Consider the following 15,051-nt stretch of genomic DNA (forward strand, 5'->3'; position numbering starts at 1 on the left):
TGATATCAGTCAGGCAAAGTTGTCTCTCGACGATTCTGCGGAACACACGGATTGTTCTTGCCGTGAGCGCAGATCGAATCGATTAGCGCAGTCGTATTCCTCCCTCGCCATTCGATTCCGATCCCGAATTCCATTCATTCAAGCGACATCGTCTCTCGGTCGAATTAGAAGCAGGAGCGGTCATCTGTGCCGATCAGATCATGGTCGCACAGATGCATCGATCGAGAAACGATCGCCCCTCATTGCAGACCGCTCTCCTCCAGTGTGTCGTCAACAGAGTGCATCTTGATTTTGTTGCACCGTTGGACATCCCGCGCACACTGACGCCGTTGAATCCAACTTCTGGAGTCGAAATGCCACTGTCCATCCTGGGAATGGGAACTGCGTTGCCTGAGACCAAAGTCACACAAGAGCAAGCACTGCACATCGCACGTCAGCTCGTGAACAACGATCCGGATCTCACCGATACGCTTGAACGTCTTTACCCCAAAACGACGATTCAACATCGTCATGTGGTCGTCGATCAATTGCTTCTCAACAGCCTTCTCGACAAGTCAGAAGAATCCGGACGTGTCGCTGAGATCATCCGCAACAACGGTGGTCCAGGCACGGCGAAGAGATTGAAAGTCGTCGAGAAAGCGGCCGGTCCACTGGCAGAACGTGCTGCGCGACAGGCTCTCGAAGAAGCAGGCATCGCCCCGGAAGAAGTCACTCATCTGGTCACCGTTTCAAGCACCGTGGGCTCTGCTCCGGGATTCGACACTTCTCTGATTCAACGCATGGGACTCTCCCCGCAGGTGCATCGCACCAATGTTGGCCTCATGATGTGTCAGGCAGCACTGAATGGATTGCGAGTTTCCAATGCTTATGCCAGCTCGGAAACCGATGCAGTGGTCCTGATGGTCTCCCTTGAGATCTGCAGTGCCCACTACGACTTCAATCCGATGCCGAAGAAACTCGTGACGAATGCGATCTTCTCGGATGGAGCAGCTGCGCTCGTCGGGACTTCGCAGAAGACCTCTGACTGGACGATCGATTCCAGTGGCGGTTATCTGCTTCACGATGAACGAGACAACCTCCGGGTTGGCTTCAGCGATCAGGGTCTCGACATCCGCCTGTCGACAAAGGTTCCGAACTTGATCGAAGAGCGCCTCGGAAAGTGGATCGACCAGTGGCTCTCCAAGTCTGGACTCACTCGCCAGGACATCAAGTCGTGGGCGATTCATCCCGGCGGCCCGAAGATTCTCGAAGCAGCGGCAACATCTCTCGGAATCACAAACACGGACCTGAGTGACAGCTGGAACGTTTTGGCCGACGTGGGGAACATGTCGTCCCCGACGGTCCTGTTCGTTCTCGATCGTCTCCGCAAAGCTGCTGCGGAACTGCCCTGTGTCGCCATTGCTTTCGGCCCGGGACTGACAATCGAAGCAACTCTTATTGGTCGACAAGCTGGAGAGGGCGCCCTGACAACGGACTTGCCCGCTGTCGCTTAACCCAAGAGTGCAGACTACTCAAGAGAAAGAGCCCGGTGATTGCCACCGGGCTCTTTGCGTTTCATCAATTCATCAGGGCTTGATCCAATCCTGATGGCAGCGATTCTTTCGTCAGTCTTCCATGGAGGCAGTCAACTGGAGAACGTACCAGAACAGGGTTGCCAGTGACGAGAAGATCGCCAGAGAAGCTGCGACGTATTGATCCGTCCGATAGACATGCAGAACGTTTGAGGTCTCCCACAGAATGAATCCGCTCATGAGAACAACCATTCCCATCGCGAACCACGTTCCGAGTGTGAAGCCGGTCAAAAAGTGAACGACGATCAATGCCAACACCGCCCAGAAGGCCAGTGACAGAATTCCTCGCAGGAACGAGAAGTCGGTTTTCGTGATCATCACAAACGCGGTCAAACCACCGAAAATCATCAGCGTGAACAGAGCAGCCTGAACGATGATTTGATCCCCGCCCTGCATATGCGTACGGATCAACCAGATCATCGGGGCGAAGAGAATGGCTTCTGCAAACGCATACAATCCCAGCCCCATATATTGAAGCCCTGGATTCGCCGGAGATGCTGCCATTCTATGAGCAGCAGTACTGGCAATGAAGAAAGCGATCAGAACCAGCCACCAGTTTCCGAAAGCAATATTAGCGAGCGGTTCCACGATCGATGGAGTATTCACCATAATCGCTGTCAATGCGATAAACAGTGCAACTGCTCCGGCGACGTGAGCGTACGTCTTCCGAATGAACGAAACCCGCTCTTCCTGTCGGGCATCAGCAACAAAGTGATCTTCGTAACCGAAATCTGGGGAATAACTCATAACCGTCCTCGTTTAAATCTGGCTTGGAAAGCAATACCTGCAGCATTCATTTCAGCAGCATCATTTGAACGGAGACGTGAGACTGGGAAGTGATCGGTTTTGTGATTCAGAACCGATCCAACCAAGTGACAGGACCCGCATTCAGTGCATCCGCATCGTTCGTTGTGGATCTGTCGAAACGAACATCTCAGACCCGGGCAAGCAAACTCAGCCATTCAGTTTATCAAAACAACTCTCAAGAGTGTCGCAGAAAAGAGACTCACTTCACACGACCAAATATTCTAAGTCAGATTCCATCCTGATCCAGTTCCTCAATTCGAGATTCCCAGAAATCCAAATCAAAGATTTCGTCGTCCGAATCACGGGAGGGCTCCTCAGAATCGTGATTCGATGAACGATCGTTTCGCTTCCCAGTACGCTTCGAAGCGGAATTGGAATCCGCTGGTTTCGCTTGTGACTTCGCCGAGTTTGCAGCCTTTTTCCGCAAATCCGCGCGTTGAGCGTCGAGAGCATCCCGCTTTTGCCGCGTTTCCCGGACCACTTCCTTCTCGATCTGATCAATGTCGAGGTCTCGAAATTCGTCCATCCAGACGTCGACGTTTTCCGGAAGTTCCGGTTTTTCAACGACTTTCGGCGCGGGATCGTGCGACGAACGACTGTCGATCTCTTTCAGAAACTGTTCCGAATCAATCGCGGTCGCTCGCCGTGCTCGTGCGGATTTGTGAAGCCGATGATCACTTGACACAACAACGAGTTGCTTTGGCGCGGAATGAGACGCAATCTGTTCTTCGATCGTGTCGTCTGCTTCCTCGCCAGGCGCCGAAAAGACGACAAGCATTCCATGAAAGCGAAATTCACTGGAATCGCGAAAGTCCGACCCGCGACCATCGAACACTACAATCGTTCGTGAACGTTGCTCGCGATCAAGCCCGTGACGAATTCGGTGCAAAAGGCGTTGCCGACACCGCTCAAGATCGCCCGGTCCGTAGGAAACTCGGGCGAGTCCTGCGGCGTGCAGGAGATTGTATCCGTCAATGAGTACATCAGCTTGCATCGACTTCGATGGGTTAGGCTACCTCTCAATCGATGAGGCAACTACAGTGTGGAATCAGTGAGTGATCGGGGAACGAGAGCACGGCGTTTCGAGTGAAACTCCTCGCCACTCATCGTCTCAACGATCAAACTCATCCTGAAACTGTTTAGGACTCGAAGCCTCTTTCGAGAAACCACTCGACGCGCGGACTTCAGGATCACTTCAAGAACATTTCGATACGGTTATCTCAAGTTTTCACGAGCAGATAGAACGGTCACAGACAAATCGATCACCATGTCAAACCTTGCCAGTGAGAACACGGACCTGAGCATCCTGCTCTAAAATTGTTCACAATTTGAGATTGTAGCGAATCTGACCACAGATTCGGCGATCAATTGCCATTCACCGGGCAATTCGGACGAGTCAATGAAACGAAAGAAGCGAGAACTCAAGATCATCGGATGGAGAGAGTGGGTTTCGCTCCCCAATCTCGAAATCCCTGCCATCAAAGCCAAAATTGACACGGGAGCCACAACTTCGAGCCTGCATGCCATTCACATCGAACGGTTTCGTCGCAAAGGCAAAGACTTTGCCCGATTTCAAGTTCACCCCTGGCAGCGGAATTCCCAACTCACCGTTTCGGCCGAAGCTCCTCTCATCGAATACCGGTCTGTGCGAAGTTCAAGCGGGCACGAAACCTCACGTCCGGTCATTCTGACCGAGATTTCGATGTTCGACGAAGTCTGGCCCATCGAGTTGACGCTCACGAATCGGGACCAGATGGGATTTCGAATGCTCATCGGCCGCCGAGCGATGCGTGGACGATTTCTCGTCGATTCAGCCCGTTCATTTCTCGATCGAACTCGCGCTCCGCAGCGGCGTCGCAAAGACTGAACCTGTCTCGAGCCACTTCGTGCTTCATTCAGAAGAAGCTTACTTCAACGCCCAGGCAATCAGCTTCGGAATCTGCCCCATTTGCGCCAACGTCGACACACGCTTTCGCGCGCCCCAGGTTCCAAGTGCTTCTGAATAGCCATGCTGATGGTCGACAATTTGCAGCGCTTCGCGAACGTCTTCATGACAAATTTGATCGCGACCGTTTGTCGAAGCTCTCCAGCGGGCAATCCACAACGTTGTCGGCAAAACAATGGCCAGACTTTGAAACCCTTCGACCACGCTCATGTTGTAGAACGCCGGTCCGCAGAAGTGGAGTCCCTGAACTTTCACTCGAAAATACCGCGTCAGCAATTCTTCCGATTCTTCTGGAAGCGGACCAAAGCTCTTCTCCAGTGTCGAAAACGGAACTTCTCCGAGCTCATTCCCAAACGCCGGAGTCAGCCCGCTCCCACTCGTCAATCGAAACGCCGCGCGCAGCTGTTTCCATCGTCCCTTGAATGAACGATCCGCCGACGCGAACGTATCTTTCCTCGCGTATTGACCCGCCAGTAGTCGAAACTGTTTCATTGCCAACGACGAAGGATTTTCCAGCTCGGGAAGCTCTTGCAGTTCCTCTTCAATTGCTGTCGTCAGGATTTCGAGCAGTTCGTCGATCCGTTCGCCGCGAATGTTTTGAAAATTGGTCTGAGCGATCAAATCGAGCCAGCTCAGTGCCCGAAGCACTTTGACTCCCACCGAAGCCCCATCATTCGCGAGTGTCTGATCAATCGCGTTGACGATGGAGAGTGTCTCATCCCAATGAAGTTTTGTTCGCTTGATCACGGCGGGAGCGGGAAACTTTGTCGCCTTTTCAGGAACAACGAGTTCCGCAATCTCGCGAATTTCCTTCTTCTGTCTTCGAACCGGAGTTCCCCGGTTTTCCGTCACACTCGGACAACTGAATCGCAAACTGACGGCAACAGTGTCCCCTTTGGGATGAAACGCATAGGGATAAATTCGGCATGCCAGTGGCTTCGCTGGTTCGCCAAATTTCCCATGAATGCGGCAAAGCCCTTTCTCATCCAGAAAGACACACGACCCGTCCGCTTCCTGCGCAAGCCTCAATGTGCGTTTGCCGGTGAGTGATCGTTCTTCAATCACCAGGTCCTTTTGAGAGGCTCCAATCTGATCGGAATCCCAACCCTGCGATTCGATCCGCTCGCGTTCTTCGTCGGTGATAAAAATCGCATGCTGCTTGCAACATCCACCACAGTTGTGGCACGTCCAGTTTTGAAGCGTCGGTAACTCAATTGCAATCCGGGACATAAAACACAGCGATTGGTTAAGGACGAAAACTCCGTGAGATGATATACTTACACGTGTTGCATCGAACAGAGGTGAACCTGATTTTGCAGGCGGTGTCTGTCAACGCATCGACATCGAATGCAGCGTCATGTTCAAGCTGAACATTCGTGGATTCAGGTTTAGCGAAAGGAAGAATTCTTGGGAGAACCACAACGCGACAAGCTCAAAGTCGAAGCTCGCAAGTGTGTGATTGTTTCCGTCATCGATCCCTTGTCGGATCAAGATCGTGACAAAGCTTTCGATGAAATGGAAGGCTTGATCACAACAGCTGGCTCTGAGGTTGTCGGAACACTGATGCAGGTTCGAAACAAACCCGATTCCGCCACGTACATCGGAAAGGGAAAAGTTCTTGAACTTAAGGAATTGATCGGTGCAACCGGTGCTGATTTGATCGCCTTCGACGCTCACCTGTCTCCGTCTCAGGGAAAACATCTCGAAGAAGCCACAAAGACTCAAGTCGTTGACCGAAGCGAAATCATTCTCGATATCTTCGCAACGCACGCACGATCACATGAGTCCAAACTTCAGGTCGAACTGGCGCAGCTTCTGTACCTGAGACCGCGTCTGACACGCATGTGGACTCACCTGGAACGAATCACCGGCGGAATCGGCAGTGGTAAGGGTCCAGGGGAAAAGCAATTGGAGACGGACCGCCGACTCCTCGATCGAAGAATCTCTGAACTGAAACGACGGCTCAGCGAAGTCATCGATCGACGCGAACGACAGGTCGCCAGTCGAAATCGACACATGACCGTCTCGCTGGTGGGATACACTAACGCCGGAAAAAGCACCTTGATGAATGCTCTGACCGGTGCGGATGTTTACATCGCAGACAAACTCTTCGCGACGCTGGACACTCGGACCCGAAAGTGGAATCTCCCGAACTACGGATCTGTCCTGTTGAGTGATACCGTCGGGTTCATTCGAAATCTGCCTCACCATCTCGTGGCATCGTTCAAGTCGACGCTCGCAGAAGCCCGTCACGCGGACTTACTTCTCCATGTCGTTGACAGCAGCCACCCGGAAGCAGTCAAACAAATTGAGACCGTCAGCCAGGTTCTCGAAGAAATCGGAGTCGATAGCGACGACCCCATTCTTGTCCTCAACAAGGTCGATGCTGTTGAAGACCGAGCCAAGCTCGATGTTCTTCGTGCACGATTCCCAAACTCTGTCACGGTCAGTGCTCGCGACAAGATTGGATTCGACAAATTGCAAGACGCTGTCAGTGAGCGAATCGCCGATGGCTTTCTCGATGCTCGTGTGACTGCCTCAGCAGGGAACGGAAAGGTCTTCGCTTACCTTTCTGAACATGCGGAAGTGATGAACACCGAGTACGAGGACAGCAGCGTCGTTTACCAATGTCGAATTCCCCGACGATTTGCGTATGGGCTGACACAAGCTGGGGCGGATGTTATGAGCCTCGATGGAACTCCCCTCACCCTCGTCGACGAGCCGGATGAGTGGTAAACAGGATCAAGTCGGTTGCAGGGCATCCGACGTTCTTTTAGAGCATTTTCTGATTTTGTATGCACTCCCTCGCACGAGCAAGCACAGCCTTTTAACTTGTGAAACAGTGCAAGCGAGTGCACAGGAAAGAGCAACTTGCTCTAATCGTGCGCGAACGATATGCGGTCCGATGAATCTCCGACCTTCCACGGTTTGAGATTCTGCATCGATCGTGAACCCACCAACCAAGCGACCTGGACAAGACGGCATGACGAGGCAGACAACTGGAATCCCTGATCTCGACGAGATGCTGGGAGGGGGACTCATTCCTGGCACGCTGACTGTTGTGCTCGGTGCGACTGGGATCGGAAAGACGCAACTGGGAATCCAATACGCTCATGCGGGGAAAGACCAGGAAGGCGAGTCGGGCATCATTTACGATATGACCTCCCGGGGCGACACGCAGAGTCACGCGGATTACGCCCAGCGACTGTTCGACTGGACATTGCGGGAACGTCCTTCGGAAATGACAGACGTCTCCGTCTCCGACATCTGGAACCCGGAAGTAGCCCGGTGGGATGCCCTCCATCTGTTCCAGCGTGCCGGCCGCCGAGTCACGATGTCTGATATGGACTTCGATCAGAAGAAAGAATGGAAAGCAGAACTCAATCGGAAGCTGAACGAAACGATTGCTTTCTTTTACGGAAACTTCTGCCAGGGCGTTCGACGTTGTGTCATCGATGGCATCGAGCCCTCGGATCGTGCGAGTGACTCCTTCCAGTTCGATCTGTTCGAATACATTTACCACCAGATTCTCCGCAAGGAATCGGACTGGGTCGCGCGGGATTATCTCCGCGTCGCTTTCCGGCAGCACGAGCAAGAAGTCTTGGCCCATGCTTACGATCACTCGGATGTCGGGTGCATGATGCTCTGCACAACGCACGAAACCATGCTCGACGACTTGCTCACCCGGCAAATTGAAAGCGGCGATGTTCTATCGAATGCGAACACCATCATCCTCATGGGCAAAGTTCGCGAGGAAGGCCGAATCAAACGAGCGCTGCACGTCGCCAAGCATCGCGGAAGTGCATGTGATGACCGCATTCGTGAGTTCGTCGTTACGGAATCCGGGCTGCAATTGAGTCTGGACTGACCAGCTGAAAAAGATTGGAGCATTTTCTGATTTTGCTTGCACGATCTCGCACGAGCAAGCACAGCCTTTGAACTTACAAAACAGTGCAAGCGAGTGCACTGGAAAGAGCAACTTGCTCTAAGCGACCGCGAAACTGATCTATCGCGAAGCTGTTGCCCCGGAATTGTCAGGGAGCATCTCTTCGGTCACGCGGAGCACGCATCGAAACCCGACATCGGGCGCTGATCGCTTGATATTCGCGTGACCGCGAATCCACAACTCCCAATCGTCACGAGAACCTCGCACCACTCGCTCGCCGAGAATTTCGGCCAGCTTGGGGCCTTCTGGATCACGCATCGGCGTCCCGGATCTTGTGACCAGTTCCTGATACGCTTGCGACGAATACCAGTCGTGGACCCATTCTCGGGCGTTTCCGGACAGATCGTAAATTCCCGTACGAGTCAAATCCGTCGGTCGTGATCCCACAGAAAGGATCTCGGACAAGTCGCCATCGACTCGCGGAGGATCGGTATTTCCCCAGGGATACACAAATCCATTCGGGCCACGTGCCGCCCGCTCCCACTCAGATTCTGTCGGAAGGTCTTTCCCAGCCCACTTGGCGTAATCCAAAACATCTCTGAAGGGCAGGCCGAGAGCTGGATAGTCCGCTGCGTTCTTCTCATCAATTCCAACTGGAAGAATCGGCTTCGCAGCAGAGGGTTCCGCCTCCAGAAACCGCTCGTACTGTGCGACGGTCGTTTCCGTCACATCAATATAAAACGGAGAGACGTAAACGTTGACTTGAGGGGATGCGTCTGTCTCGGGACGGTCCGTTCCTTGAACAAACACGCCACTCTCAATCAACTGCATCTCCGAACCATCAGCTTCACAGATGAGTCGCTGGGGAAGGCCCTGTGCGTTCAAACCAAAGTCCGGAAGCCACAAGAATCCCTTGGGCAAAGTCATCTGCGGCGTTAACCGAGGATTGAAAGTGGCCTCTTCTTCCGGCACCTGAACAATCATCCGGCGACCGTCGTACTTTGGCCGAATGACTGAGAACTGATTCTTCTGCGAAGCTTCTGATGACTCGGAAATATTGAACCGAACCGGAGCTGCCTGATAAACGAAATGGTTGTGCGTAATCGGTTCCGAATCATTGACCTTCGGACCTTTCGCAGGAGTGTTCTTCGCTGGCGCAGGTCTCGCAGGAGTTGCTGCACGCGTGGGAGCGGCCGCTTTGGGAGGAGGGCTTGGAGGAGCAGAAGTCGGCGTTTTGGGAGCCGGTGGTGGTACGGGTTCCTCGGAACCGCACCCGGAAAAGATCAGCCCAAGCGACAAAAAGAAAATCGTCCAGCGCATTTTGATGAGACTAACCTCGGATTGCCAACTGGCGAGAACTCGATCATTCGTCGAACGAGTCGATGAAAACCGACACGAAAAGTGCTTTATCATCGTTCTCCATGCGGCGATGTTCAATCGATGTTAACAAGAAAAGGGAAGAAAGCCGAAGCTCTCTTCCCTTTGTTAACTTTTCATTCAGATTGCAATCGTCGCAGCCCAGTGAGGCTCTTCAACTCTATTCGCGAGTCCGGACTCGAACGGTTGGCTCTTGTGCAACTTCGCCGTCTTCTTCGGCCATGTGCTGAGCAATGCTGACGATTTGCTGAGCTGCTTGCAGCTGGGCCAGAGAGAAGTACGGGGTGTCAGGCACACCGATTCGATCGTACTTCTGATTCTGGAGTTCTCGCCAGCTCATTTGATTCGCCACGTTCCAGGCAGCTGCCTGGGCTGGGGCACTGTGAATCTTTCCAGTTCCGACGAGATCAATCAGGTTCACCAAGACAGGGTCCTGTGTGTATTTTTCAACAGGAATGACTGCATATGGAGCTTTTGCCCGAGGTTCCGCTTTGCCATGTTCCAGGCAAACAGAAACGTATTCGACGCTCAAGGTCTTTTGCGGAGGGATCGAGAAGAATCCTCCTCCACCCCCGCCACCGCCGCCGTAGCCTCCGCCGCCACCACCGCCGCCGCCGAGACCACCCCCGGCTGCCTGTGCTCCTCCACCAGCACCGCCAGCTCCACCACCAGCACCGCCTCCGTAACCGCCGCCACCACCACCAGAGAACTGGGCAGAGACAGGAACGAGAACGAAGCTCGAAGGAACTTTCACCGTGATCGGTTCGTCAGTCATGTTGGTGAAGAACAGTTTTCCACCCATTGCGTCTTTCGCAACAGGCTTCACGTGCAGATCACCGCTCTCCATCCCTTCAAACATTTCGACCTGCGGAGCAGATGGGTCGAACTTTGTTTTCGTCAATGGACGTCCAGCCAGGAGGTCTGACTGAGCAACAAAAATCTGCAAGCCCATCGCGAGGGCGAACACTCCGGACAATTTCGTCGACTGCGACAAGCGCGTCATAACTGGGCTCCCTGAATGGAAGGAGTAAACGTACGATCCGTAGATCGCATTGAATTGAAGAAAAGTATTGTGTCGATTGTGACAACTTTGTGGCCAGACAGCCTCATCCAAAGATGTTCACTTTGAGTTTATCGATCGCTGAACGCGTCGAGCAATCAAAACTTATGTAAACAAGACCAATTCACTTGATTCCGTTTCAGGCGTGCGTGCATTATCCGTATTAAACGCAGAGGCTCCTCGACGAAAACTTGATCTGAGGTGGAATTCGATCCGTTCACCCTGACAGATCCCATCATCAGAAACGTCAAACGATCCCATCTCTCAACAGGAGCACCAAACTTGTCGGCGCATCACCTCGATCCCGAGAAAATCATTGAAACCGTCGCAACCCTTCGAAACCGAATTCAAGAACGTTTTCCTGACGCCGGTCTTGCCACCGTCGCGGACGATCTTCTCAATATCGCCCGAGATGCTCATCAGACCGGAACGGCGATCAAAAGACCGATGTACGGAGTGAGATTGATCTCCTTCCTGTTCATCATTGCGATCTCAGCCTGTTTCGTGATGGTCATCAGAGTGATTCGCATCCCCAACCAGCCTCTCCCAGCTGGGGAACTCGTTCAGGGACTCGACGCTGGCTTCAACGCACTCGTCTTAATCGGTGCCACTGTCATCTTTCTCATGACGCTTGAGACGCGCGTGAAACGCTCTCGAACAGTCAAAGCAATCCACCGCTTGAGGTCGCTGGTTCACATTATTGACATGCACCAGCTCACCAAAGATCCCGAGCGCGTGCTCACCCGCGATCCAAAACACAATACGCGGTCATCCCCGAAAAGAATGATGAACCGCTTCCTGTTGAACCGGTATCTCGACTATTGTTCGGAGATGCTCGCACTCTGCGGGAAAATCGCCGCTGTCTATGTTGACGAGTTTTCGGACCCGCAAGCTGTCGCAGTTGTGAACGACCTCGAAAATCTGACCACGGGACTCGGACGCAAAATCTGGCAGAAGATTATGATTCTGCACTCCTTCCCGGAGAGTGAACCAGAAGCACAAGCTGAGTCCAGTTTGACCGGGAACACCAAGAGTGACGCAAGCGAGACAGATGCAATTTCAAACACGGAGTCCTGACTCACCGTCAGAGGCGACTGATTGAGAGATCTCGCCCGAAGCACGAATTCTTCGGGCAGTTGATGGGCAATTCAATCACCAGACTGCTTCACAATCGATTTCCCGCGAGGTTTCAATGGACGAATTGACAACCATTTCTTCTTGTGAGGGATGTGGAGCTTGTTGTCGCTGGCAGGGTGCTCCGCCGGATTATGTCGCTCTGGCATTGAACGATCACTTTCAAGACGACCCATCGTTCGCGGACGACTTCCAGCGGTTTCAGAATCTTCCGGAGAAGGCCAAAGAACTGCTCGACACGTATCTGTTGAAGTTCAAAGAAAACTCAATCGACAAAAACGGACCGTGCGTCTGGCTCGATGAGAATCTCGAATACTGCCTCTTTTACGACCATCGCCCGTCAAGCTGTCGGTCTCTGGCCGTCGGCGACGGAGGATGCATTGTCTACCGAAAGATGTTCGGCATCGATCCTTCGGAGTGATCTTCCGAACCGCCCTCAAATTGAAATGCTTCAATCGGGAATCAACTTCTTAGAGGTTCCTCGTGACTTCTCAGAAAAGCAGAAGTTGAAGTTGAAGGCGGTGCGGAACATTTTCCGTGCTGGTTGGCACTCACTCGCGCGAGCAAACTCAGCCTTTTCCCTGATGAAAAGGTCCAAGCGAGCGCACAGGAAAGAGCAACGTGCTCTAAACGGATCCAGAAACGTGCTCGCTCCGGGTTTCTTCCGGTTCAGATCTGTGATCCGAAAACAAGTCGTTCATGTCACTCCGCAAAAGCAAGCTCGCGCTCCACAGCCCGATCGGCAAGGTCAACAAATTCGCTGGAGGAATGATCATCACAAAGATCGACGCAATGATCCCCAGCTGCCGCCAGAAGGGACCGCGACCGGACCGCAGCTGAACAGCGGCAAAGATCACGAAAATTGAGCAAAGGATCAGTTCATTCATCATCCCGAGATGAAAGAGCCCGGGCATGTTGTTCAAGACGGGAAAATACTTCTCGACGACTCCTGATTCGAAAAGCAGAACCTTGCCCTGAAGAAGCACGACAACGCTGAACGACCCGGCAAAAATCAGTGCCGACGAAATATCTTGCACAAGCCGAAGTCGTTCGGTTTCGCCCCCGTCTTGAGACTTCCTGGCGGCACGCAGCTTCCACCAACTTCTCCAGACGAGCGAGAGCACAACCACCACACTCAACGCGATGATACAGACGATGCAGGCAATCACGACAAATTGAACATCGTTATCAATGCGTGTCGACGAATAGATCGTCCCACGCCCTTCGTTGATAAACAGTTCGGAATCCACAAGTGTTGCGGTCGGAATCAGTTCTCCAGAGACTAAACGAACTCCTCGCGTCGACGACAATTGCCTGAGAACTCTCACGAGCTCATCAATCTCGCTTCTGACGCTGACGCTGGTGACGTCCACTCCGAGATCTTGCAGAGCCTCTTCGATCGGGCTGGTTGACAATCCGATGTGATCCGGACGCCGAGGACCCCGCGTGAGGGTCATCACCGGGACAGACTCAGTCAAATTGACTCGAACTTCACTCGCGTTTCTCCTGAGTCCTTCGTCATCGAGTTTCTCAAATCGCAGCCATGCTTCGGTCCGCAACCTCTCTGACACGGGAATGGAACCGACGCCCTTTCCTCGGCCGGATGTCGTCAGCCGCAGTTTGTCGTACACCCCCGAAGCTGGTCGTAAATCACCTGCGGTCGAATCCCAGACGGAGTATTCCGTAGCCCCGTATTTGGCGAGAACTTCTGCTTCAACAAAGTAGATGGTTCCAGCCCAGAGACATCCCCACACCATGAGTCCTGCCAGGACTTTCAAAAGCGTTGCGCTGCTCACACGGATTCCATTCCAGACCTTCCGCAAAATCCGAAGCACTGTGCGGCCAGCCAGCACGGTCCAATCGCGAAGCTTGAGAAGCAGTCTCTTCAACAGCGATCCACTTTTGAGAAGAGAACTCTTGAATGCCCCCAATCGTTGGGCTGCATCAGTCTCGCTCCAGGGAACTTCCGTGAACGTCTTCGCGACGTCATCTTTCCACAATCGATCCGCGCGAAAGACGGCGAACACGATCAGTTTGAAAATCCATGTCGGAGAGAATGGAATGATGCTGAGCAAGACGAGCATTCTGCACAATTCAATCTTCTGACGACTCAACAGCAACTGACCGAGGACGTAAGAAGCGATTCCAAACGGAGCAGCCAAGGCGAAGAATCCCCCGTCCTCTCCGAGGAGAATCATGAAGATCAATGCCGTTTCGATGAATCCAATTGCGACCATGCACTTGCCAAGCATTAAGACGGATCCCTTCCGCCCGGCAACCGGTTGACTTTGTGATTCTTGACTCGTTTGCGGTTCCGGAGAGTGCGTGCTCGAAATGTCCTCGACAGCCGTTTTTACTTCGCTTGCTTTCTGGAATCGCTGTTCAGGCTCCCGATCGAGAGCCCGTCGAACAACACCATCGAGCCGGTGATCCATCGGAAAATGTTCCGACGGAGGTCGAAAGTGCCCGAGCGGAAGCTGCCCTGTCAGCATTTCATAAATCACCACTCCCAACGAAAAGATGTCTGCTCGATGATCAACGGTCCCGGGTTTCTCGAACTGCTCCGGAGCCATGTAGTGGGGTGTTCCCATGACTTGCCAGGTTCCGGTGAGGGGAAACTGGTCCGGCACGCCCGACAGTTTCGCAAGCCCGAAGTCCGCAATTTTGACGTTCCCATCCTGCGTCAACAGGATGTTCTCCGGTTTAATGTCGCGATGAACAACGCCTCGTTCATGGGCGAATTGCAGGGCTTCACAGATCTTGGGAACAATTGCGAGGGCTTCCCCCGGGGTGAGTCGCGCGGTTTGTTCGAGTTGCCGGAGACTGGTACCGTCAACGTATTCCATGATCAGAAAGTAAAGGTCATCTTTCCGTCCGAAATCATGGATAGTGACGATGTTCGGATGCCCCAGGTGGGCCAGCGCTCGAGCTTCTCGCTGAAATCTTTCCGCGAATGAAGGATCTTGATCGAAGTCGGGACGCAAGATTTTCAGCGCGACCATCCGATCGAGGTTCCGTTGACGGGCTTTGTAGACAACCCCCATCCCCCCGTGCCCGATCATCTCCAAGATGTCGAGTTCGGGAAAATGGGGCGTCAGCTCTTCCGGTGTGGGCGCCACGAACTTCGGCTGATAAGGACTTTTCTGGTAATCCGTGGCTGGATGGCTTTCGAATCCAATGTCCAAGAGACAGCGTGGACATAAGCCAGAAACCGCGCTGGTGCCCAGCGGTGACTGGCATTGTGGACAGAGTTGATCTTCCCCGTTCATCT

At 53.2% G+C, this 15,051-nt stretch carries 12 protein-coding genes; 6 read left to right on the forward strand and 6 right to left on the reverse strand.

Going from position 1 to position 15,051, the window contains the following annotated elements:
* Nucleotides 1-353: 353 nt before the first annotated feature.
* The gene (locus tag KOR42_RS09990) at nt 354-1,493 is read left to right on the forward strand and encodes a type III polyketide synthase (protein ID WP_197441026.1); all 1,140 of its coding nucleotides are present in this window, start codon (nt 354-356) and stop codon (nt 1,491-1,493) included.
* 111 nt (nt 1,494-1,604) lie between these two features.
* On the opposite strand, the gene KOR42_RS09995 is transcribed toward KOR42_RS09990, so the two are convergent.
* Both KOR42_RS09995 and KOR42_RS10000 read right to left on the reverse strand, forming a co-directional pair.
* Nucleotides 1,605-2,318 (reverse strand): Bax inhibitor-1/YccA family protein, encoded by a 714-nt coding sequence (locus tag KOR42_RS09995; protein WP_146509313.1) that lies wholly within the window; start codon nt 2,316-2,318, stop codon nt 1,605-1,607.
* A gap of 286 nt (nt 2,319-2,604) precedes the next feature.
* Nucleotides 2,605-3,372: an NYN domain-containing protein gene (locus KOR42_RS10000; protein WP_146509314.1), complete on the reverse strand. Its 768-nt coding sequence runs from the start codon at nt 3,370-3,372 to the stop codon at nt 2,605-2,607.
* A gap of 405 nt (nt 3,373-3,777) precedes the next feature.
* Here KOR42_RS10000 and KOR42_RS10005 point away from each other — a divergent pair, with 405 nt between their 5' ends.
* Nucleotides 3,778-4,245 (forward strand): ATP-dependent zinc protease family protein, encoded by a 468-nt coding sequence (locus KOR42_RS10005; protein ID WP_146509316.1) that lies wholly within the window; start codon nt 3,778-3,780, stop codon nt 4,243-4,245.
* A gap of 39 nt (nt 4,246-4,284) precedes the next feature.
* Here KOR42_RS10005 and KOR42_RS10010 read toward each other — a convergent pair whose 3' ends face one another.
* Nucleotides 4,285-5,553: a YkgJ family cysteine cluster protein gene (locus KOR42_RS10010; protein ID WP_146509318.1), complete on the reverse strand. Its 1,269-nt coding sequence runs from the start codon at nt 5,551-5,553 to the stop codon at nt 4,285-4,287.
* A 177-nt stretch (nt 5,554-5,730) separates the two neighbouring features.
* Between KOR42_RS10010 and hflX the strand changes: the two genes are divergently transcribed.
* Complete coding sequence (hflX, locus tag KOR42_RS10015; RefSeq protein ID WP_146509320.1) at nt 5,731-7,059, forward strand: GTPase HflX; 1,329 nt, start codon at nt 5,731-5,733, stop codon at nt 7,057-7,059.
* Nucleotides 7,060-7,306: 247 nt separating this feature from the next.
* Nucleotides 7,307-8,191 carry an RAD55 family ATPase gene (locus KOR42_RS10020; protein ID WP_146509322.1) on the forward strand — a complete coding sequence of 295 codons (885 nt, stop codon included), beginning with the start codon at nt 7,307-7,309 and terminating at the stop codon, nt 8,189-8,191.
* A gap of 138 nt (nt 8,192-8,329) precedes the next feature.
* On the opposite strand, the gene KOR42_RS10025 is transcribed toward KOR42_RS10020, so the two are convergent.
* Together KOR42_RS10025 and KOR42_RS26530 are read right to left on the reverse strand one after the other, a co-directional pair.
* Nucleotides 8,330-9,529, reverse strand: a complete 1,200-nt coding sequence (locus KOR42_RS10025; protein WP_146509323.1) for a formylglycine-generating enzyme family protein — start codon at nt 9,527-9,529, stop codon at nt 8,330-8,332.
* A gap of 217 nt (nt 9,530-9,746) precedes the next feature.
* Nucleotides 9,747-10,589, reverse strand: a complete 843-nt coding sequence (locus KOR42_RS26530) for a hypothetical protein (RefSeq protein WP_197441027.1) — start codon at nt 10,587-10,589, stop codon at nt 9,747-9,749.
* Nucleotides 10,590-10,928: 339 nt separating this feature from the next.
* Here KOR42_RS26530 and KOR42_RS10035 point away from each other — a divergent pair, with 339 nt between their 5' ends.
* Nucleotides 10,929-11,723 (forward strand): hypothetical protein, encoded by a 795-nt coding sequence (locus tag KOR42_RS10035; protein WP_197441028.1) that lies wholly within the window; start codon nt 10,929-10,931, stop codon nt 11,721-11,723.
* A gap of 115 nt (nt 11,724-11,838) precedes the next feature.
* Entirely contained in the window at nt 11,839-12,201 is a 363-nt protein-coding gene (locus tag KOR42_RS10040; RefSeq protein WP_146509327.1) for a YkgJ family cysteine cluster protein, read from the forward strand.
* A 205-nt stretch (nt 12,202-12,406) separates the two neighbouring features.
* Here KOR42_RS10040 and KOR42_RS10045 read toward each other — a convergent pair whose 3' ends face one another.
* Nucleotides 12,407-15,049, reverse strand: a complete 2,643-nt coding sequence (locus KOR42_RS10045; protein ID WP_146509329.1) for a serine/threonine-protein kinase — start codon at nt 15,047-15,049, stop codon at nt 12,407-12,409.
* Between the last annotated feature and the right edge of the window lie 2 nt (nt 15,050-15,051).

It is taken from the genome of Thalassoglobus neptunius (genome assembly GCF_007859735.1).
GTDB classification, from domain to species: domain Bacteria; phylum Planctomycetota; class Planctomycetia; order Planctomycetales; family Planctomycetaceae; genus Thalassoglobus; species Thalassoglobus neptunius.

What these genes read in the sequence shown, in the direction of transcription:
- KOR42_RS09990 (WP_197441026.1), top strand. Translation starts at nt 354, where the DNA reads ATGCCACTGTCCATCCTGGGAATGGGAACTGCGTTGCCTGAGACCAAA.
- KOR42_RS09995 (WP_146509313.1), bottom strand. Translation starts at nt 2,318, where the DNA reads ATGAGTTATTCCCCAGATTTCGGTTACGAAGATCACTTTGTTGCTGAT.
- KOR42_RS10000 (WP_146509314.1), bottom strand. Translation starts at nt 3,372, where the DNA reads ATGCAAGCTGATGTACTCATTGACGGATACAATCTCCTGCACGCCGCA.
- KOR42_RS10005 (WP_146509316.1), top strand. Translation starts at nt 3,778, where the DNA reads ATGAAACGAAAGAAGCGAGAACTCAAGATCATCGGATGGAGAGAGTGG.
- KOR42_RS10010 (WP_146509318.1), bottom strand. Translation starts at nt 5,553, where the DNA reads ATGTCCCGGATTGCAATTGAGTTACCGACGCTTCAAAACTGGACGTGC.
- KOR42_RS10020 (WP_146509322.1), top strand. Translation starts at nt 7,307, where the DNA reads ATGACGAGGCAGACAACTGGAATCCCTGATCTCGACGAGATGCTGGGA.
- KOR42_RS10025 (WP_146509323.1), bottom strand. Translation starts at nt 9,529, where the DNA reads ATGCGCTGGACGATTTTCTTTTTGTCGCTTGGGCTGATCTTTTCCGGG.
- KOR42_RS26530 (WP_197441027.1), bottom strand. Translation starts at nt 10,589, where the DNA reads ATGACGCGCTTGTCGCAGTCGACGAAATTGTCCGGAGTGTTCGCCCTC.
- KOR42_RS10040 (WP_146509327.1), top strand. Translation starts at nt 11,839, where the DNA reads ATGGACGAATTGACAACCATTTCTTCTTGTGAGGGATGTGGAGCTTGT.
- KOR42_RS10045 (WP_146509329.1), bottom strand. Translation starts at nt 15,049, where the DNA reads ATGAACGGGGAAGATCAACTCTGTCCACAATGCCAGTCACCGCTGGGC.